At 60.4% G+C, this 18,033-nt stretch carries 18 protein-coding genes; 7 read left to right on the top strand and 11 right to left on the bottom strand.

Translation table 11 applies throughout. The features are described 5' to 3' along the window. Positions 1–211: 211 nt before the first annotated feature. Positions 212–1,003, bottom strand: coding sequence for a dienelactone hydrolase family protein (locus KRR23_RS07220; protein WP_103318717.1), 792 nt, complete (start codon positions 1,001–1,003; stop codon positions 212–214). A 239-nt stretch (positions 1,004–1,242) separates the two neighbouring features. On the opposite strand from KRR23_RS07220, the gene KRR23_RS07215 reads away from it, so the two are divergent. Together KRR23_RS07215 and KRR23_RS07210 are read left to right on the top strand one after the other, a co-directional pair. Then, positions 1,243–1,920, top strand: coding sequence for a response regulator transcription factor (locus KRR23_RS07215; protein WP_103318720.1), 678 nt, complete (start codon positions 1,243–1,245; stop codon positions 1,918–1,920). Beyond that, positions 1,917–3,263 carry an ATP-binding protein gene (locus KRR23_RS07210; RefSeq protein ID WP_216741933.1) on the top strand — a complete coding sequence of 449 codons (1,347 nt, stop codon included), beginning with the start codon at positions 1,917–1,919 and terminating at the stop codon, positions 3,261–3,263. Before KRR23_RS07215 ends, KRR23_RS07210 begins: the two co-directional genes overlap by 4 nt. 54 nt (positions 3,264–3,317) lie before the next feature. Here KRR23_RS07210 and KRR23_RS07205 read toward each other — a convergent pair whose 3' ends face one another. Beyond that, positions 3,318–4,316 (bottom strand): AraC family transcriptional regulator, encoded by a 999-nt coding sequence (locus KRR23_RS07205; RefSeq protein WP_216741932.1) that lies wholly within the window; start codon positions 4,314–4,316, stop codon positions 3,318–3,320. Between the two features lie 336 nt (positions 4,317–4,652). Here KRR23_RS07205 and KRR23_RS07200 point away from each other — a divergent pair, with 336 nt between their 5' ends. Next, complete coding sequence (locus tag KRR23_RS07200; protein ID WP_216741931.1) at positions 4,653–5,987, top strand: dicarboxylate/amino acid:cation symporter; 1,335 nt, start codon at positions 4,653–4,655, stop codon at positions 5,985–5,987. Between the two features lie 144 nt (positions 5,988–6,131). Continuing rightward, positions 6,132–7,313: a CaiB/BaiF CoA-transferase family protein gene (locus KRR23_RS07195; RefSeq protein WP_216741930.1), complete on the top strand. Its 1,182-nt coding sequence runs from the start codon at positions 6,132–6,134 to the stop codon at positions 7,311–7,313. A 14-nt stretch (positions 7,314–7,327) separates the two neighbouring features. Here KRR23_RS07195 and KRR23_RS07190 read toward each other — a convergent pair whose 3' ends face one another. Together KRR23_RS07190 and KRR23_RS07185 are read right to left on the bottom strand one after the other, a co-directional pair. After that, positions 7,328–7,822 (bottom strand): SprT family zinc-dependent metalloprotease, encoded by a 495-nt coding sequence (locus KRR23_RS07190; protein ID WP_216741929.1) that lies wholly within the window; start codon positions 7,820–7,822, stop codon positions 7,328–7,330. 184 nt (positions 7,823–8,006) lie between these two features. Beyond that, positions 8,007–8,609 carry a Yip1 family protein gene (locus KRR23_RS07185; protein WP_216741928.1) on the bottom strand — a complete coding sequence of 201 codons (603 nt, stop codon included), beginning with the start codon at positions 8,607–8,609 and terminating at the stop codon, positions 8,007–8,009. Positions 8,610–9,044: 435 nt separating this feature from the next. Here KRR23_RS07185 and ttcA point away from each other — a divergent pair, with 435 nt between their 5' ends. Then, the gene (gene ttcA, locus KRR23_RS07180; RefSeq protein WP_054593581.1) at positions 9,045–9,869 is read left to right on the top strand and encodes a tRNA 2-thiocytidine(32) synthetase TtcA; all 825 of its coding nucleotides are present in this window, start codon (positions 9,045–9,047) and stop codon (positions 9,867–9,869) included. A gap of 211 nt (positions 9,870–10,080) precedes the next feature. Continuing rightward, positions 10,081–10,752 (top strand): DNA-3-methyladenine glycosylase I, encoded by a 672-nt coding sequence (locus tag KRR23_RS07175; protein ID WP_216741927.1) that lies wholly within the window; start codon positions 10,081–10,083, stop codon positions 10,750–10,752. A gap of 125 nt (positions 10,753–10,877) precedes the next feature. Here the strand turns inward: KRR23_RS07175 and KRR23_RS07170 are convergent, their stop codons facing one another. From KRR23_RS07170 to arsC, 3 genes are read right to left on the bottom strand one after another with little or no spacing between them, the layout of a single operon-like run. Continuing rightward, on the bottom strand, positions 10,878–11,303 hold the full coding sequence (locus tag KRR23_RS07170; protein WP_216741926.1) for a DUF2069 domain-containing protein: 426 nt from the start codon (positions 11,301–11,303) through the stop codon (positions 10,878–10,880). A 1-nt stretch (position 11,304) separates the two neighbouring features. Continuing rightward, positions 11,305–11,901, bottom strand: a complete 597-nt coding sequence (gene wrbA / locus KRR23_RS07165) for an NAD(P)H:quinone oxidoreductase (protein ID WP_103318739.1) — start codon at positions 11,899–11,901, stop codon at positions 11,305–11,307. Beyond that, on the bottom strand, positions 11,898–12,251 hold the full coding sequence (gene arsC / locus KRR23_RS07160) for an arsenate reductase (glutaredoxin) (protein ID WP_054593577.1): 354 nt from the start codon (positions 12,249–12,251) through the stop codon (positions 11,898–11,900). Before arsC ends, wrbA begins: the two co-directional genes overlap by 4 nt. A 117-nt stretch (positions 12,252–12,368) precedes the next feature. On the opposite strand from arsC, the gene KRR23_RS07155 reads away from it, so the two are divergent. After that, entirely contained in the window at positions 12,369–12,836 is a 468-nt protein-coding gene (locus KRR23_RS07155; RefSeq protein WP_216741925.1) for a TlpA disulfide reductase family protein, read from the top strand. 197 nt (positions 12,837–13,033) lie between these two features. Here KRR23_RS07155 and KRR23_RS07150 read toward each other — a convergent pair whose 3' ends face one another. From KRR23_RS07150 to KRR23_RS07135, 4 genes are all read right to left on the bottom strand, one after another. Then, positions 13,034–13,438: an META domain-containing protein gene (locus tag KRR23_RS07150; RefSeq protein WP_216741924.1), complete on the bottom strand. Its 405-nt coding sequence runs from the start codon at positions 13,436–13,438 to the stop codon at positions 13,034–13,036. Then, entirely contained in the window at positions 13,438–13,872 is a 435-nt protein-coding gene (locus KRR23_RS07145; RefSeq protein ID WP_216741923.1) for a hypothetical protein, read from the bottom strand. The genes KRR23_RS07150 and KRR23_RS07145 overlap by 1 nt, the downstream gene beginning before the upstream one ends. An 81-nt stretch (positions 13,873–13,953) precedes the next feature. Then, on the bottom strand, positions 13,954–14,943 hold the full coding sequence (locus tag KRR23_RS07140; protein WP_216741922.1) for a 2-hydroxyacid dehydrogenase: 990 nt from the start codon (positions 14,941–14,943) through the stop codon (positions 13,954–13,956). A gap of 195 nt (positions 14,944–15,138) precedes the next feature. Beyond that, entirely contained in the window at positions 15,139–17,889 is a 2,751-nt protein-coding gene (locus KRR23_RS07135) for a response regulator (RefSeq protein WP_216741921.1), read from the bottom strand. Positions 17,890–18,033 lie beyond the last annotated feature (144 nt).

Below are 18,033 nucleotides of genomic sequence, written 5' to 3'. Positions count from 1 at the left end.
CGGGTTGACCTGGCGCTGGGTAGTGGTGGTGGCGCAATCATGTGGCGTGCAGCGCTGTTGTGGCGAGGGAGCTTGCTCCCGTTCGATGGCGTAGCCATCGCAAACCCTGCGTACTCGGTACATTCGAGTGAATGCATGAGCAGGTTTTGGGGGCCGCTTCGCGACCCAGCGGGAGCAAGCTCCCTCGCCACAAGGTGGGTGCAGTCAGCGATTAGCCAAAGATTTTTTTGAAGAACGCCTTCATGTCCGCCCACGAGCTTTCATCGGCGGCTTTGTTGTAGCCGATGTCCGGGCCGCCGTGATCGCCGTGGCTCAGGCGATCAGCGTCCGGATTGCTGAAACCATGCTTGGCACCTTTCAGGCTGACGAACTTATAGTCGGCGCCAGCCTTGTCCATTTCGGTTTTGAACGCTGCCACTTGATCTGCGGTGATCATGCTGTCCAGAGCACCGTGCTCTACCAGTAGCTTGGCCTTGACGCTGCCAGGTGTCGCCGGGGTGTTGGTCGCCAATACGCCGTGGAAACTCACCACACCCGCCAGCGGTGCCCCTTGGCGGGCGGCATCGAGGACAATCCCGCCGCCGAAGCAGTAACCGATGGCCGCGAGTTTTTTCGGGTCGGTCTGCGGTTGTTTTTTCAGCAGATCAAGCCCGGCATTGAAGCGGGCACTGGCCGTTGCGCTGTTTTTCAGCGCTTCATTCATGAATGCCATGGCGTCATTCGGGTGCTCGGTGTTTTTGCCTTTGCCATACATATCGATCGCCAGCGCGCTGTAGCCCAGCCCGGCGAGGTCGCGGGCCCGGCGCTTGGCGTAGTCGTTAAGCCCCCAGAACTCATGGACCACCACCACGCCCGGGCGAGCCCCCTGAATGCTGTCGTCGTAGGCGTAATAGCCGATCATTTCAGTCCCGTCGGCACTCTTGTAAGGAATCTCCTGAGTCTTGATGGCCGCTTGGCTGAGGCTGCTCAGGGCGAATAAAACGAGTGCGATCAATACACGCATGGTTGATGCTCCTTTAAAAGACGTCCAGACAGCCTAGTCGATCCTGTTCAGTCCGAGTTCAGCGGGTTGTGGTTAACCTACAGTCACAACTGTGGTATCGGTTACTTCGTCAGGGTTGTCCGGGATGATGCAGCAGGTTTCGCCAAACACCTTGGTTGAACCAGGTTACCGTTACTGGCGTATTAGCAATCGAGGTGCGAGGTACCTGTGGAGATGTTGATTTTGCCTGGGAGAGCGTTATGAAACTGCTGGTCGTCGAAGACGAAGCGCTGCTGCGTCATCACCTGCAAACCCGCCTGACCGACAATGGCCACGTGGTCGAGTCCGTGGCCAATGCCGAAGAGGCCTTGTACCAGACCGGGCAATTCAACCATGACCTGGCGGTGATCGACCTCGGTTTGCCGGGCATGGGTGGGCTGGACCTGATTCGCCAGCTGCGTGCGGAAGGCAAGACCTTTCCGATCCTGATCCTGACCGCGCGCGGCAACTGGCAGGACAAGGTCGAAGGCCTGGCCGCCGGTGCCGACGATTACGTGGTCAAGCCGTTCCAGTTCGAAGAGCTGGACGCGCGCCTGAACGCCTTGCTACGCCGCTCCAGCGGTTTTACCCAGTCAACCATCATTGCCGGGCCGCTGGTGCTGGACCTCAATCGCAAGCAGGCGACCCTCGACGAGCAGCCGTTGGCATTGACCGCTTACGAATACCGGATCCTCGAATACCTGATGCGTCATCACCAGCAGGTGGTCGCCAAGGACCGATTGATGGAACAGCTCTATCCGGACGACGACGAGCGTGATCCAAACGTGATCGAAGTGCTGGTCGGCCGCCTGCGGCGCAAGCTGGAAGGGCCGACCGGCTTCAAGCCGATCGATACCGTGCGTGGCCTGGGCTACCTGTTCAACGAGCGCTGCCGGTGATTCGATCGCTGCGCCTGCGCCTGATGCTCGCCGCCACGACACTGGCGGTGCTGTTCATGCTGGCCTTGTTGCCGGCCATGCAGGGCGCGTTCAGCCTGGCGCTGCAAGATTCGATCAAGCAGCGCCTGGCCTCGGATGTCACCACACTGATATCTGCTGCGCGGGTTGAAAACAACCGGTTGGTGATGCCCACGCAGTTGCCGGATGAGCTCCTCAACCTCACCGACAGTCGCCTGTTGGGCTACATCTATGATCGCGACGGTCATCTGGTCTGGCGCTCGCGGGCGACTCATGATGAGGACATCAGTTACCGACCGCGTTACGACGGACACGGCGATCAATTCGCGCGGATTCGTGAAGCCAACGGTCAGGAATTCTTCGTCTATGACGTCGAGGTCAAGTTGCTCGGCGGTAAAAACGCAGCGTTCAGTATCGTCGCGCTGCAGCCGGTGCGTGAGTACGAGCAGACGCTCGACGGCCTGCGGGAAAATCTCTACCTGGGTTTTGGCGCTGCGTTACTGGTGTTGCTGTCGCTGCTGTGGATCGGCCTGACCTGGGGCTTGCAGGCCTTGAAACGCTTGAGCCAGGAACTCGACCAGATCGAGAACGGTGTCCTTGAAAGCCTCAGCGAAGAACACCCCCGCGAATTGTTGCGCCTGACCGGTTCGCTGAACCGTTTGCTGCGCAGCGAGCGTGAGCAGCGCAGTCGCTACCGCGACTCTCTGGATGATCTGGCCCATAGCCTGAAAACCCCGTTGGCGGTGTTGCAAGGGGTCAGTGAAGACATGGCCCAGCGGCCGGAAGATCGGGAGCAGGCGTGGGTGCTGCAATCGCAGATCGAGCGCATGAGCCAACAGATCAGCTATCAGTTACAGCGCGCGAGCTTGCGCAAAAGCGGTCTGGTGCGTCACCAGGTGCGATTGCGGCCGGTGCTGCAAAGCCTTTGCGACACACTGGACAAGGTCTATCGCGACAAGCAGGTACGGACCTCGTTCGACCTGCCGAACCCGTGCTACGTGCCGATCGAGCAGGGTGCCTTGCTGGAAATGCTCGGTAACCTGCTGGAAAACGCCTACCGCCTGTGCCTGGGCGAAGTGCGCGTCAGCTTGCGGCAAACCGTGAGTGGTGTGGAACTGTGCATCGAAGATGACGGCCCAGGCGTACCGCCGGATCAACGTGCGCGGATTCTTCAGCGCGGCGAACGGCTGGACCGCCAGCACCCGGGGCAGGGCATCGGCCTTGCGGTGGTCAAGGACATCATCGAGAGCTACGGCGCACAATTGACCCTGGGGGATTCAGCCTTGGGCGGCGCGGCATTCCGGATTCATTTTCCGGTGGTGTGAAACAACCTCAATAATCTCGTTCCCACGCAGAGCATGGGAACAATCACTGACGACTCAGTTCTCCTGCGCGCGATAAGCGCCAGGCGTCAACCCGGTCCACTTCTTGAACGCCCGGTGAAACGCCGACGGCTCGGAGAATCCCAGCTGTTCGGCGATCTGTTGCAATGACAGGTCGGCACGGCTGAGGTGATAAATCGCGATGTCGCGGCGCAGTTGGTCTTTCAATTCCTGAAAACTAGAACCCTCTTCACGCAAGTGCCGACGCAAGGTCTGCGGGCTGATGTGCAGGTGGGCGGCAACCGCTTCCAGGTCTGGCCAGCGCGCACTGTCGCGGCTGAGCAGGCGGCGTAACTGGCTGCTGAGGCTATCGCCGTCATCCGGGCGCGATAGCAGATCGGCGGGCGAGCGCTCGAGGAAATGCTTGAGGGTACGTTCGTCCTGCAACAACGGCATGTGCAGGTAACGGCTGTGGAACAACAGGCTGCTTTGCTCGGCCGAAAACACCATCGGGCAGGGGAACAACAGGTCGTACTCGGCAGCGTGCCCGGGTTTCGGGTAGCTGAAACAGGCCTGTTCCAGGCGAATGCGCTGACCGATCAGCCAACTGCCCAGTCGATGCCAGATCACCAGCTGACATTCGCTGAAAAAGTGATCCGGGTCCCACAGCCGAGAATCATCCAGGCTCAAACGCACCATTTCACCTTCGCGGGTCAGGGTCAGGCGCGGAGCGTCGGGGAATAGGCTATAAAATAATAAGCCGCGACTGAGTGCTTTCTCGAGCGTGCGGCAGTGAATCAAGGCATGGCACATCATGGCGAAGGTGCCACGTTTGCTTGGGCCGCGGGCAAAGCCCAGGTATTCGTCATCCAGCGCTTGCCAGAGCCCTTGCAGCAGGCTGGTGAACTGTTCGGGCGCGATCCTGGCGCGAGGTTCGTCGAGCAATTCGACGCTGATCCCCAGCTGTTGCAACAGACCCGAATAGTCATAGCCGCGTCGGCGCGCGCCACCGAGGGCCGCACGAGCAAAATGACTGGCGATGGTACGTTCGCGCATTGGGGTCTGATCCGTCCATTGAGTGGCGGATAGTAGCCACGGCCTAGTGGCGGGACAAGGCGGATATCCGCCAAATTGTAGGACGAGAGCCGGTTGGTGGGCGGAAATCCGCCACCCCGGTCGGCTGGTCAAGGGATGAAGAAAATCCGGCAGCCCTGATAGCAAAAGGCTTTTGGGCGATTTTGGCAAGGTGGCACGGGCTTTGCGATAAGGGCGAGAGGTCTGCCAGCGCGCAGCTCGACAAAACAAATCCCTCCGGTGCAGGAGGGTTCGCACTTTAGGTGTCGCCTGCCTCAGATGATTGATTGCAGCGCGGTGCTCTTGAGGAACTTTGCAATGACGACTCGTCAGCCACTGTACAAATCCCTGTATTTCCAGGTGATCGTTGCCATCGTTATCGGCATCGCGCTCGGTCACTACTACCCGCAGACCGCCGTGGCGCTCAAGCCACTGGGTGACGGGTTCATCAAACTGATCAAAATGGTCATCGCACCGATCATCTTCTGCACCGTCGTCAGCGGTATCGCGGGCATGCAGAACATGAAGTCGGTCGGCAAGACCGGCGGTTACGCGCTGCTGTACTTCGAAATCGTTTCGACCATCGCATTGCTGGTGGGTCTGGTAGTGGTCAACATCGTGCAGCCAGGTAACGGCATGCACATCGATGTCAGCACACTGGACGCCTCCAAGGTTGCGGCCTATGTCGCGGCCGGTGCTGATCAAAGCGTCGTTGGCTTCATCCTGAACATCATCCCGGCCACCATTGTCGGTGCGTTCGCCAATGGCGATATCCTGCAAGTGCTGATGTTCTCGGTGATCTTCGGTTTCGCCCTGCATCGCCTGGGCGCCTACGGCAAGCCGATCCTGGACTTCATCGATCGCTTCGCCCACGTGATGTTCAACATCATCAACATGATCATGAAGCTCGCGCCAATCGGTGCCCTGGGCGCGATGGCCTTCACCATCGGTGCCTACGGTGTGGGTTCGCTGGTGCAACTGGGTCAGTTGATGGCGTGCTTCTACATCACGTGCGTGGTGTTCATTCTGGTCGTGCTGGGCGGCATCGCGCGCGCTCACGGTTTCAGCGTGCTGAAAGTGATTCGCTACATCCGTGAAGAGCTGCTGATCGTGCTGGGTACTTCCTCTTCGGAATCGGTACTGCCACGCATGCTGATCAAGATGGAGCGTCTGGGCGCGAAGAAATCCGTCGTGGGTCTGGTGATCCCGACCGGTTACTCGTTCAACCTGGACGGTACTGCCATCTACCTGACCATGGCCGCGGTGTTCATCGCTCAGGCGACTGACACCCACATGGACATCACTCACCAGATCACCTTGTTGATCGTGCTGCTGCTGTCTTCCAAAGGCGCGGCCGGTGTGACCGGTAGCGGCTTCATCGTGCTGGCCGCCACCCTGTCGGCGGTCGGTCACCTGCCGGTTGCCGGTCTGGCACTGATCCTGGGTATCGACCGCTTCATGTCCGAAGCCCGCGCCCTGACCAACCTGGTGGGTAACGCGGTTGCCACCCTGGTCGTGGCCAAGTGGGTCAAGGAGCTGGACGTCGACCAGATGCATACGGAACTGGCTTCCGGTGGTCGTGCAATCACCACTACGCATGGCGAAGACGATGTGCATGTGGCTGAAAGCCCGGCCCCGACTTCGCTGAAGTAATTCATCGAGTTGATGAAAAACCCGCTTCGGCGGGTTTTTTATCGCCTGCAGTTTGAGCGCAAAGGTCAGCCCGGCTGATGGTTAAGGTGATTGCTGCCAGGTCATCGGCTGCCTAGGCTTGAGGTATCGCTTAGGAGAACGCACATGCACGGGCCATTGGCATCACTCAAGGTTCTGGATTTTTCGACGCTGTTGCCGGGGCCGTTTGCCTCGTTGTTGCTGGCGGACATGGGCGCCGAGGTGTTGCGGATCGAATCACCGACCCGGATGGACCTGTTGCGGGTTTTACCGCCCCACGACCAAGGCACTTCTGCCAGCCACGCTTACCTCAATCGCAACAAGCGCAGCCTGGCGCTGGACCTCAAGCAGCCGGCAGCGCTGGAGGTGGTCAAGCAACTGCTGCAAGACCACGACATCCTCCTCGAGCAGTTTCGCCCCGGGGTGATGGAGCGCCTGGGGCTGGGGTACGAGGCCCTGAAGGCGATCAATCCGCGACTGATTTACGTCTCGATCAGCGGTTACGGCCAGACGGGCCCCTACAAGGACCGCGCCGGTCACGACATCAACTATCTGTCACTGTCCGGTGTGTCCAGCTACACCGGACACCAGGATAGCGGGCCGCTGCCATTGGGCGTTCAGGTCGCGGACATTGCCGGTGGTTCACTGCATGGGGTGATCGGCCTGCTGGCGGCGGTGATTGCCCGTCAACACAGTGGCCTGGGGCAACACCTGGACGTGAGCATGACCGATTGCGCATTCAGCCTGAACGCCATGGCAGGCGCGGGGTATCTGGCCTGCGGTATCACACCGGGGCGCGAAAATCAGATGCTCAATGGCGGCAGCTTCTACGACTATTACCGCACTCGCGATGGTCGCTGGATGTCTGTCGGCAGCCTGGAACCGGGCTTCATGCAGCAGCTGTGCACGGCGCTGGGGCAGCCGGAGCTGGCGGTGCTGGGCTTGTCGCCCGTCCCCGAGCAGCAAAAGGCGCTCAAACTGGCGTTTCAGATCGAATTCGAAAAACATGACTTTGCCGAACTCTGCACGCTGTTTGCCGGGCTCGATGCTTGCGTCGAGCCGGTGCTGAGCCTGGCCGAGGCGGTTGAGCACCCTCAGCTGAAGGCTCGGGATCTGGTCACCCAGGTGCCACGCGGAGACGGCACCGCGCAGGCGCAGATGGCCTGCCCGTTGAAGTTTTCAGGCGGGTTGCCCGAGCCTCGACATGTCGGCGCAGCATTGGGCGAGCATACCGATCAGGTGTTGGGTGAGTTGGGGTATAGCGCTGAACAAATCGAGGAGTTGCGTACAGCGAAGGTAGTGCTGTGATCGTTCCCATGCGGTCATTCGACCCGCGACTCACCGGTAAACACCAGCGTCTGCCGGCAACGCCGGCACAAATACCGCCGCCCTTGCCGCACCAGGCTATGGCGCTGGGCCGAGAACGGGAAATCGCTGTTGGCGCACGGACAGCGGTAGATGTAGCGAGTCACGCTGCGGCGTTTGATGGCGTAGGTGTGGCAGCGGTTGGGCGGCAGTTCGTACACCCCGCGCATGATCAATTGCCATTCTTCGCCATGCGGCTGTATGCGGTCACCGAACAGTTGATGGGCGATCAGGTGCGCGACTTCGTGAGCCACGGTCTGTTTGAGGAAGTCTTCGGCGTTTTCCCGGTACAGCTGCGGATTGAAACGCAGCAGGTTTTCATGCAGGTGTGCCACGCCGGCCTTCTGACCGCGCAACTTGAGGCTGACCACCGGGCGTTTGAAAGGTCGTTTGAAAAAGGATTCGGCTTGTTGGAAACAGTCTTCGACGCGGGAATTGAGTTGCTGAGGCATTCTTGGCGGATCTCCAGAGGCGTCGAGTATGCTGCAAACTGTGCTCATTGCGAATCGCTCAGGCGCCGAATGGTCGTCGAACAATAAAGAAGGCCGCCTTGCGGCGGCCTGTGTTGGCAGATCCCTGTTTGTTTTATAGGCAGCGTCCTTCGCCCGTTTCATTTGCCCGTTTAAGTTGCCGGTTCTAGTTGGTATAGACCGGGCCAACGCCCAGGCCCCAGACAATCACGGTGAATGCCATGATCGCCACCAGCACCACCAACCCTACGGCAAGCACTGAACTTGAGAACAGAAAACCTTCGTCCGACGGAATGTTCATGAAGGTCGGTAGCCCCACGTACAGCAGGTACACGGTGTAGCAGATGGCTGCAGTGCCAACGACCATGCCCAGCCACATGTGCGGATACAGCGCCGCCAGACCGCCGATGAACAGTGGCGTGGCGGTGTAGGTGGCAAACGCGACACAGCGCGCCAGGCTCGGGCTGGCGTCATACGTGCGAGCCATCCAGTGAATGAACGCGCCCATCACCGCAACCCCGCCGAGCATCGCCAGGTACGACATGATGGTCATCCAGAGCGCGCTTTCCTGGGTCAGCATGACCGGCGCGCGGCTACCGATGACCCAGCCGACCTTGGTGGTACCGATAAACGCCGAAATTGCCGGTATTGCCGCCAGAATCAGCGTGTGGGTGAGGTACATGTGGCCGATACTTTCCTCTTGGTCGCCACGGATTTCTTTCCATTCTTGATCAGGGTGGGTGAAAAGCCCCACGACGTGATGGATCATAGTCAGTCACTCCTTCGTGATTGCTATCGCCCCCCAGCGGAGCGCCTACGGGCCAGCGGCCAAGTAAGTAGAGGTCTGAAATGCGCGCGACCTTATGTCGCAGTATAGAAAGTACTGGCTGTCACAGGTGGGGGGCTTTAGAGCAAATCGCGCTGTAAAAGCCGGGGTTAATTGCTGCTCGATCTGGGTATCGCCCCTGTGGCGAGGGAGCTTGCTCCCGCTGGGGCGCGAAGCGGCCCCAATACAGACACTTCGTTTTTTCAGCGCAACCGTAGCAGCAGGTTTTACGACTGCTGCGCAGTCGAACGGGAGCAAGCTCCCTCGCCACAGGGGTATGCTCAAGTCAGACAAAGCGCGGACTCCAGGCTCTTCGCCCCCGAAGGGTTTTTGCGTAAAATGTTCGCCTTTCGTCACACCTCGCGGATTTCAAGCGCCATGGGCACTCTTTCGGTCAACCAGAACAAACTGCAGAAACGTCTACGCCGACAGGCCGGTGAAGCCGTCGCCGATTACAACATGATCGAAGACGGCGACAAGGTCATGGTCTGCCTGTCCGGCGGCAAAGACAGCTACACCATGCTCGACGTGCTGATGCACCTGCAGAAGGTGGCGCCGATCAAGTTCGAGATCGTCGCGGTGAACATGGACCAGAAGCAGCCGGGTTTCCCTGAGCATGTGCTGCCGGCCTACCTGAAAGAGCTGGGCGTGGAATACCACATCGTCGAAAAGGACACCTACTCAGTGGTCAAGGAACTGGTGCCGGAAGGCAAGACCACCTGTTCGTTGTGCTCGCGCCTGCGTCGCGGCACGCTCTACACCTTCGCCGACGAAATCGGCGCGACCAAAATGGCCCTCGGTCATCACCGCGACGACATCGTCGAGACGTTTTTCCTGAACATGTTCTACAACGGCTCGCTCAAGGCCATGCCGCCGAAGTTGCGTGCCGACGACGGCCGTAACGTAGTGATCCGCCCGCTGGCCTACTGCAACGAGAAAGACATTCAGGCTTACTCGGACTTCAAGCAGTTCCCGATCATCCCGTGCAACCTCTGCGGTTCCCAGGAAAACCTGCAGCGTCAGGTGGTCAAGGAAATGCTTCAGGAGTGGGAGCGCAAGACGCCGGGCCGCACCGAAAGCATTTTCCGCGGTTTGCAGAACGTCATTCCGTCGCAGCTGGCGGACCGTAACCTGTTCGACTTCACCAACCTGCGTATCGACGAAACCGCTGCGTCGCGTTTCGTCAATGTGGTGAATCTCTGATTGCTGGACCGTTCTGACTTAACGGCGCTCGCGCAGGCGGTGTGAAAACTACTGCACTTGGCAATACTGCGTTGAAAACAGGCTCGGACTGCTCATTTACAGCTCGTAAACTCCGCGTCCTCGCCTGTTTTCGCCTTGTCTTGCCTTCGCTCGCTACGTTTTCACACCGCCTGCGCGGGCGCCGTTTTTATTTCATTGCTCAGGAGAGGGCATGCGCGATTACAAGTGGCTGCACGAATACTGTCTGAACCGTTTTGGTTCGGCAGCCGAACTGGAAGCCCATCTGCCCGAACCCAAGACTCCGGCACAACTGCGCCAGATCAGCGATGATCGCTACCTGTCGACCTTGGCGTTGCGGGTGTTTCGCGCAGGCCTCAAGCACAGCCTGGTGGACGCCAAGTGGCCGGCATTCGAAGAAGTGTTCTTCGGGTTCGATCCGGAAAAGGTCGTACTGATGGGCGCCGAGCACCTTGAGCGCCTGATGCAGGACGCGCGGATCATTCGCCACCTGGGCAAGCTCAAGAGCGTGCCGCGCAATGCGCAGTTCATACTGGACGTGGCGAAAGAGAAGGGTAGCTTCGGCGAGTTGATCGCCGAATGGCCGGTGACCGACATCGTTGGCCTGTGGAAGTACCTGGCCAAACACGGGCATCAATTGGGCGGGTTATCGGCACCGCGGTTTCTGCGGATGGTCGGCAAGGACACCTTCGTGCCGAGCTATGACGTGGTCGCGGCGTTGAATGCGCAAGAGATCATCGACAAGGTGCCGACCAGCCTGCGCGATCTGGCCACGGTGCAGAGCGCCTTCAACCAATGGCACGCCGAGAGCGGCCGGCCGATGTGTCAGATATCGATGATGCTGGCTTACACCGTCAATCATTGAGAGCGTGTCGCCTTCATCGCGAGCAAGAGCTAGGCGCCCCCCAGCTCCTACAGTTTTGTGTCGTACCCAAATGATACGTTCTACCTAAAACCGTAGGAGCAAGGCTTGCCCGCGATGGCGTCCTGTCAGGCGACGGATATCTCGCCTTCGCCAGCCAGCTTACGATTGAGCTGGAACCGCCAGCGCACATACAGCAGTGCCGAGCAGAACACTGCCAGGCTCGCGGCCATTTCCAGCAGACCAAACACCTGTCGATTCGGGTCGAACGCGGCAGTCGCGCCCTTGATGAAATACAGGTTCACCACAAAACACATCCATGAATGCCCGCGCGCGCTGCCGCTGAGCATGCCCGGTGCCAGCACCAACAAGGGCACCAGTTCAATCAGCAGGATGACCCACGGCCGTGCACCATGCAGGTCGGCGATCATCAGGTAATAGGCGCAGAGCAATCCCGCCAGGCCGAAGTAGCACAGCAGGCTGATGACGCGCATCGCCCGAACTCGCGGTTCGAGCCAATCGATGGAGGGCAGAACCTTCGGCTTTTTGGCCACGTTAGCGCTCCAGTTTCAGGGCGGTTTTCGCCAAACGCAGACCCAAGGCCCGGCACAAGGCGACTTCATGCTCGTTCAAGCCGCTTTTGCCGTCAGCACCGGCGTGATGGCTGGCGCCGTAAGGCGTGCCGCCGCCGCGGGTCTCGAGCAATGCCGATTCGCTGTAGGGCAGGCCGGTGATCAGCATGCCGTGGTGCAGCAATGGCAACATCATCGACAGCAAGGTGGTTTCCTGGCCGCCGTGCAGGCTGGCCGTCGAGGTGAAGACCCCGGCCGGTTTGCCCACCAGTGCGCCGGTCAGCCACAGGTTGCTGGTGCCGTCGAGGAAGTACTTCAGCGGCGCCGCCATGTTGCCGAAGCGGGTCGGGCTGCCAAGGGCCAGGCCCGCGCAGTTTTTCAGGTCGTCGAGGCTGGCGTACAGTGCGCCTTCGTCGGGAATGTCCGGCGACACCGCCTCGCATTCGCTGGAGATCGCCGGCACCGTGCGCAGGCGCGCTTCCATCCCGGCCTGTTCAACGCCACGGGCAATCTGTCGGGCCATTTCATTGGTCGAGCCGCTGCGGCTGTAATACAGAACCAGAATGTACGGCGTACTCACGGCAGAATCTCCAGCAGGTTCTCTATCGGACGGCCGATGACGGCTTTGTCACCGACTTCGAGAATCGGTCGCTCCATGAGTTTCGGATGCTCGGCGATAGCGGCGATCAATTGCGCTTCGCTCAGGCTGCTGTCGGCCAGGTTCAGGGCTTTGAATTCGTCTTCGCCGGTGCGCAGCAATTGGCGGGCGCTGATGCCGAGTTTGCCCAGCAGGCTTTGCAACTGCGCGGCGTTCAGCGGGGTTTCCAGGTAGCGGACCACGGTTGGCGTCAGGCCACGGGCTTCCAGCAGTTCCAGCGCACCGCGGGATTTCGAGCAGCGCGGGTTGTGATAAAGCGTCAGATCGGTCATGTGCGGTTCGCATCTTGCGTAAGGTGGCGGCTATTCTACCTGTGCAGCGAGCAGTCCTGAACCTTGGGAGGCGATGGGTCGCAGCAGAACCTGTTTTTTTTGAGTAAGGATGACCCCATGACAAGGCGACTGACAGCAGCATTGGCCCTCTTCGCAACCGTGCTGCTTGGCGGCTGTGGCTATGACTACGGCACCGATCAACTGGGACAGAAAGTAGCGTCCGAGCGGTTGGATGGCCGATGGTTTGTACTTAATTACTGGGCCGAGTGGTGTAGCCCGTGCCGTACCGAGATCCCGCAATTGAACGTTTTGGCTGAACAGCTCAAAGGTCAGAAGATCAGTGTGTTCGGGGTCAATTTCGACAATGTGCAGGGCGAAGAGCTCAAGAGCGCCAGTGAAAAGCTCGGGATTACGTTCACCGTGCTGGCCCAGGATCCGGCCGACCGCTTCGAATTGCCGCGCAGCGAGGCGCTGCCGGTGACTTACATCATCGATGACAAGGGCAAGGTGCGTGAGCAGTTGATGGGAGAGCAGACGGCGGCGGGGGTGATGGCGAAGCTCAAGGTGTTGCAGGCGATGAATTGACGACGGGCCGAGCACCCACCTGTGGCGAGGGAGCTTGTGTGGCGAGGGGGCTTGCCCCCGTTCGACTGCGCAGCAGTCGCAAATCAGGTAGCGGTGGTGTGCCTGACAGAATGCGTTGGTGGATTTAGGGCTGCTTCGCAGCCCAGCGGGGGCAAGCCCCCTCGCCACAGGGACGGTGTTCACCTCACGAGTGGGGATTAACCCTCTTCAAGCCACCAGCGCAGCGGCTTGCCTTCGGCGGGCCAGAAGCGCATTTGCTCGATGGGTGAGATGTCCCAGCGCTGCACGGTTTCCAGCGCTTGCAGGAAGCGCTTTTCCTGTTCCATCAAGGCCGGGGCGCACATTTTGCGGGTGCTGCCGACTTTGCCGAAGCTCAGCTTGGCGCCGTCCAGCGTGTAGGGCGCGAACCAGTGGTTGCAGCCACCATTGCCATAAGCGCGACCGTCTTCACCCAAGGTAATGGTCAGGTGGCTGTAGTCGATCAGCGGGCGTTCGCCGATCCACTCCAGCACATAGCTGCGATCCTGTTGCAGTTGCACCGGCTCAGCGGCGCAACCCAGCAGGCTGGCACCTGCCATCGCGGCCAGAACGAGGTGTTTCATTACGCGGGCTCCTGGCATTTCGGGCACAGGTGCTTTTCACCGGCCGTGGTCCAGCCCAGCTCGGCAATCCGTGCGGTGGCGGCCGGTTTTTCTGCCTTGTTGCCCAATTTGGCGTCGACCGCGAACTCGAACTTCAGCTCTTTGGCGCAGCTGTCGCAGTTCACTTGCCAGTTGTGGATCGCCAGTTCACCAAACACCGGACCACTGGCCACGGCAACCCACTGGCCCATGGGCTTGAGCAGGTGGCGAACGTTTTCAACGGTCAGGCGCATGGACAAGTCCTTGCTGCCTTTGAGGGTGACCAACAACACGTCATCGGCGCGTATCGAGCCGCCGTTGCCGGTGACTTGATAACGCCCCGGCGTCAGCGCGCGGCATTCGGTCAGGGTGTGTTGCGGGTTCATCAGGCTGTAGCGGAAATCGTGTTCGACCATGGGTCCTCCAAATATGCGCGGTATGCTAGCACGCGAAAGAATCGGGCATGGCCCATGGTTGCGACCTTCGATCAGACCAAATCAGCTTTCGACCTGATTGTGAGGTGTGCCAGCGGCCCAATCGGTGATGTTCTGCAAGGTGGTCGTGGCGATTGCGGCCAATGCTTCGTGGGTCAGGAAGGCCTGGTGTGCGGTGACGATCACGTTAGGGAAGGTCAACAGCCGCGCCAACACATCGTCTTGCAGCGGCCGGTCGGAGCGGTCCTCGAAGAACAGTTGGGCTTCTTCTTCATAGACATCCAGCCCCAAATACCCTAGCTGACCGCTTTTCAGTGCATCGATCAGCGCAGGCGTGTCGACGAGTCCGCCACGCCCGGTGTTGATCAGCATGGCGCCGGGTTGCAGATGTGCCAGCGACTGGCTGTTGATCAGGTGTTTGCTTTCGGCGGTCAGCGGGCAGTGCAGGCTGATGATCTGCGCTTCGGCCAACAGCTCCGGCAATGGCAGGTAACGAACACCGAGGGCCTGGACTTGCGGATTGGGGCAGGGGTCGTAAGCCAGCAGCTTACAGCCAAACCCGGCCATGATTTTCGCGAAGGTGGCGCCGATCTGGCCGGTGCCGACCACGCCGACGGTCTTGCCGAACAGGTCGAAACCGGTCAGCCCGTGCAGGCTGAAATCGCCTTCGCGGGTCCGGTTGTAGGCGCGGTAAAGGCGTCGGTTCAGGGCCAGGATCAACGCCACCGCGTGCTCGGCCACGGCATGGGGCGAGTAGGCCGGCACGCGGACGATGCTCAACCCCAGGCGTTTCGCGCAAGCCAGGTCAACGTGGTTGTAACCGGCCGAGCGCAGGGCGATCAGGCGCGTGCCGCCAGCGGCCAGTTGTTCAAGCACCGGCGCGCTGAGGTCGTCATTGATAAAGGCGCAGACCACTTCATGCCGCTCGGCCAGCGCCGCCGTGTCCAGACTCAGGCGCGCAGGCTGGAAGTGCAATTCGATACCGGCGGGCACTTTGGCTGCGAGAAAACTCTCGCGGTCGTATGTCTGGCTGCTGAAGAGAATGGTGCGCATGGTGTCATCCTTGTGCTTGAGTGCGTTTCATCGTTCCCACGCTCCCGCGTGGGAATGCAGCCCGGGACGCTCCGCGTCCCAAGAGCGGACGCGGAGCGTCCAGCGAGGCATTCCCACGCAGAGCGTGGGAACGATCAATCCGTAGGGGTATGCGCTGAGTTTAACTCTCAACGCCCGCCGCGCCATTGCGCTGGGTCAAGCGCCGATACGCGCTTGCGAGGCCAGGCGGTTGATCGCCCGCTCAAGCTCTTCCAGTGCCACGACCGCTTTGGGGTCTTGTTGCTTGAGCAGGGTTTCACTGCGCTGACAGGCCGCACGCAACTGCGGAACGCCGCAATAGCGTGTCGCCCCGTGCAGGCGGTGGACCCGTTCGATCAGGGCATTCTGGTCATTGCTTTCACGAGCGACGCGAATCGCCTCGCGATCGGCTTCCAGTGAGGCCAGCAACATCGACAGCATGTCGGCCGCCAGATCGGCTTTGCCGGCCGCCAGGCGCAGGCCTTCATCGGGATCGAGTACCAGCAGGTCGCTGTTGTTGCCATAAACGTCGGCCCGCTCAGGACCGTGGTTACGCAGGGCCAGCCCGGTCCACTTCAACACCACCTGCGCCAGTTGGCGTTCGCTGATCGGTTTGGTCAGGTAATCGTCCATGCCGCTTTGCAGCAAGGCGCGTTTTTCGTTGGCCATCGCGTGTGCGGTGAGGGCGACAATCGGTAGCGGCGTGCAATGCCGTTCGCTTTCCCATTGGCGAATCGCCTCGGTGCTTTGGCGTCCATCCATGCCCGGCATCTGCACGTCCATCAGCACCAGATCGAAGGCTTCGGTCTGCACGGCCTTGATCGCTGCGTAACCGCTTTCGACTGCCAGTACCTTGGCCCCCATGTCTTCGAGCAGCGTCTGTACCAGCAGCAGGTTGGCCGGGTTATCGTCGACGCAGAGTACTTTGGGTGCGCGGCTGGAAATTGGTTCGCCCGGTTCATTGCGTAACTGACGCGGGTTGACCAGATCCGACAGCGCACGTCGCAACTTGCGGGTGCAGGCCGGTTTGGCCTGCAATTGGCTGTGAGGGTTGGGCACCGAGAGATGGAACAGCGTCTGTTCGGTGGTCGGGCACAGCACCAGCACTTTGCAACCCAGGTGTTCGAGGTCCCAGATATGCTGATTCAGCCGCTCCGGTGGCATGTCGTTGGAGGTGATGCCGAGCACGGCAAGGTCGATCGCCTGCTCGGTCTGGTGCGCGCCGGTGACGCCATTGGTCAGGCTTTCGAGGGTGTTGAACGGGGTCACTTCAAGGCCACAGTCTTCCAGTTGATGCTGCAAGGCCTGGCGTGCCAGCTCGTGGTTTTCCAGCACCGCAACGCGCCGTCCGAGCAACGGTGGTCCTGGCAGGTCTTCGGCATCGTCGCGGGTTTTTGGCAGGCTCAGGCTGACCCAGAATTCCGAGCCTTCGCCCGGTGTGCTGTCGACACCAATCTCACCGCCCATCTGCTCGATCAGACGCTTGGAAATCACCAGCCCCAGACCCGTACCGCCCGGTTGCCGCGACAATGAATTGTCGGCCTGGCTGAAGGCCTGAAACAATGCGCGTACGTCCTGATTCGACAGGCCGATGCCCGTGTCCTGAATGCTGATGCGCAGTTGCACGCTGTCTTCGTGTTCTTCTTCAAGCATGGCGCGGGCGACGATGGTGCCTTCGCGGGTGAACTTGATCGCGTTACTCACAAGGTTGGTAAGGATCTGCTTGAGCCGAAGCGGGTCGCCAACCAGCGACAGCGGGGTGTCGCGGTACACCAGGCTGACCAGTTCGAGCTGTTTGGCGTGGGCGGCCGGGGCGAGGATGGTCAGGGTGTCCTGGAGCAGATCGCGCAGGTTGAACGGAATGCTGTCGAGTACCAGTTTGCCGGCCTCGATTTTCGAGAAGTCGAGAATCTCGTTGATGATCCCCAGCAGGCTGTCGGCGGACTTTTCGATCGTGCCCAGGTAGTCGAGCTGACGCGGCGTCAGTTCGCTTTTTTGCAGCAAATGGGTGAAACCGAGGATGCCGTTGAGCGGCGTGCGAATCTCGTGGCTCATGTTGGCGAGGAACTCGGACTTGATCCGGCTCGCTTCCAGGGCTTCCTTGCGCGCCAGATCCAGCTCGATGTTCTGGATCTCGATGGTCTCGAGGTTCTGCCGGACGTCTTCGGTGGCCTGATCGATGCTGTGCTGCAGTTCTTCCTGGGCGTTTTGCAGGGTACTGGCCATGCGGTTGATACCCGAGGCCAGTTCATCCAGCTCCTGGCTGCCAAGCGGGGGTAGGCGGGTTTCGAGATGACCCTCCTTGAGTTGTGCCACGGCCTGCTTGATCAGGTTCAGCGGTGTATTGATGGTGCGGCCCATACGCAATGCCAGCAACGCTGTGCCGACCAGACCTGCGGCGATCAACAGCACGCTGGCGAACAGGCTGCGGTAACCGCGCAGCAACATGCCGTTGTGGGAGAGTTCCAGCTCGACCCAGCCCAGCAAGCGATCGGATTCATCGGGGATCAGCTCGCCGGCCAGGTTGCGATGCCTGCCAAACACCGGCAGCAGGTAACGGGTGGCGTCGCTGCCGGTGCGTTGCAGCATATGCGCGCTGTCGCCGGTGGGCGCCTGGTTGAGCATCAGCGGCCCGGCGTGCGCCAGTTGCGTGCGGTCCGGCGCCAGGAACGACACGGCGCGCACGTCCGGTTGCTCCAGTGACTGGGTCGCGATGCGTTCCAGCAAGTCGTCATTCTTGTGGCCCATGGCCGGGGCGACCAGAGGTGCAAGCTGTTCGGCGATCATTTCGCCGCGTTGCAGAAGTTGGGTTTGCAGGTCGGACTGTTGCATCCAGGTGAAGTAGCCGCCCAGAACCAAGGCCATCAGGCTGGTCGGCAACAAGGTCAACAACAATACGCGACCTTTGATCCCCAGTTTCTTCAGCACGTCACTCTCCTGCTATCACGCTGTTTATAGATGACCGTGCGTGCATCCGGCACGCGCTACCCGCGCAGTGTAGCGATTTGCTGGCAGGCAATCCCGGCAAATTATCCAGAGCTTTGTGACGGTTTGAGCGTTACCGGGGGCAGC

Origin of the sequence: Pseudomonas sp. CVAP#3 (assembly GCF_018986375.1) — a bacterium.
In the GTDB taxonomy this organism is placed as follows: Bacteria; Pseudomonadota; Gammaproteobacteria; order Pseudomonadales; family Pseudomonadaceae; genus Aquipseudomonas; species Aquipseudomonas helvetica.
This window is presented reverse-complemented; position numbering and strand designations above follow the sequence as displayed.

What these genes read in the sequence shown, in the direction of transcription:
- KRR23_RS07220 (WP_103318717.1), bottom strand. Translation starts at nt 1,003, where the DNA reads ATGCGTGTATTGATCGCACTCGTTTTATTCGCCCTGAGCAGCCTCAGC.
- KRR23_RS07215 (WP_103318720.1), top strand. Translation starts at nt 1,243, where the DNA reads ATGAAACTGCTGGTCGTCGAAGACGAAGCGCTGCTGCGTCATCACCTG.
- KRR23_RS07205 (WP_216741932.1), bottom strand. Translation starts at nt 4,316, where the DNA reads ATGCGCGAACGTACCATCGCCAGTCATTTTGCTCGTGCGGCCCTCGGT.
- KRR23_RS07200 (WP_216741931.1), top strand. Translation starts at nt 4,653, where the DNA reads ATGACGACTCGTCAGCCACTGTACAAATCCCTGTATTTCCAGGTGATC.
- KRR23_RS07195 (WP_216741930.1), top strand. Translation starts at nt 6,132, where the DNA reads ATGCACGGGCCATTGGCATCACTCAAGGTTCTGGATTTTTCGACGCTG.
- KRR23_RS07190 (WP_216741929.1), bottom strand. Translation starts at nt 7,822, where the DNA reads ATGCCTCAGCAACTCAATTCCCGCGTCGAAGACTGTTTCCAACAAGCC.
- KRR23_RS07185 (WP_216741928.1), bottom strand. Translation starts at nt 8,609, where the DNA reads ATGATCCATCACGTCGTGGGGCTTTTCACCCACCCTGATCAAGAATGG.
- ttcA (WP_054593581.1), top strand. Translation starts at nt 9,045, where the DNA reads ATGGGCACTCTTTCGGTCAACCAGAACAAACTGCAGAAACGTCTACGC.
- KRR23_RS07175 (WP_216741927.1), top strand. Translation starts at nt 10,081, where the DNA reads ATGCGCGATTACAAGTGGCTGCACGAATACTGTCTGAACCGTTTTGGT.
- arsC (WP_054593577.1), bottom strand. Translation starts at nt 12,251, where the DNA reads ATGACCGATCTGACGCTTTATCACAACCCGCGCTGCTCGAAATCCCGC.
- KRR23_RS07155 (WP_216741925.1), top strand. Translation starts at nt 12,369, where the DNA reads ATGACAAGGCGACTGACAGCAGCATTGGCCCTCTTCGCAACCGTGCTG.
- KRR23_RS07150 (WP_216741924.1), bottom strand. Translation starts at nt 13,438, where the DNA reads ATGAAACACCTCGTTCTGGCCGCGATGGCAGGTGCCAGCCTGCTGGGT.
- KRR23_RS07145 (WP_216741923.1), bottom strand. Translation starts at nt 13,872, where the DNA reads ATGGTCGAACACGATTTCCGCTACAGCCTGATGAACCCGCAACACACC.
- KRR23_RS07140 (WP_216741922.1), bottom strand. Translation starts at nt 14,943, where the DNA reads ATGCGCACCATTCTCTTCAGCAGCCAGACATACGACCGCGAGAGTTTT.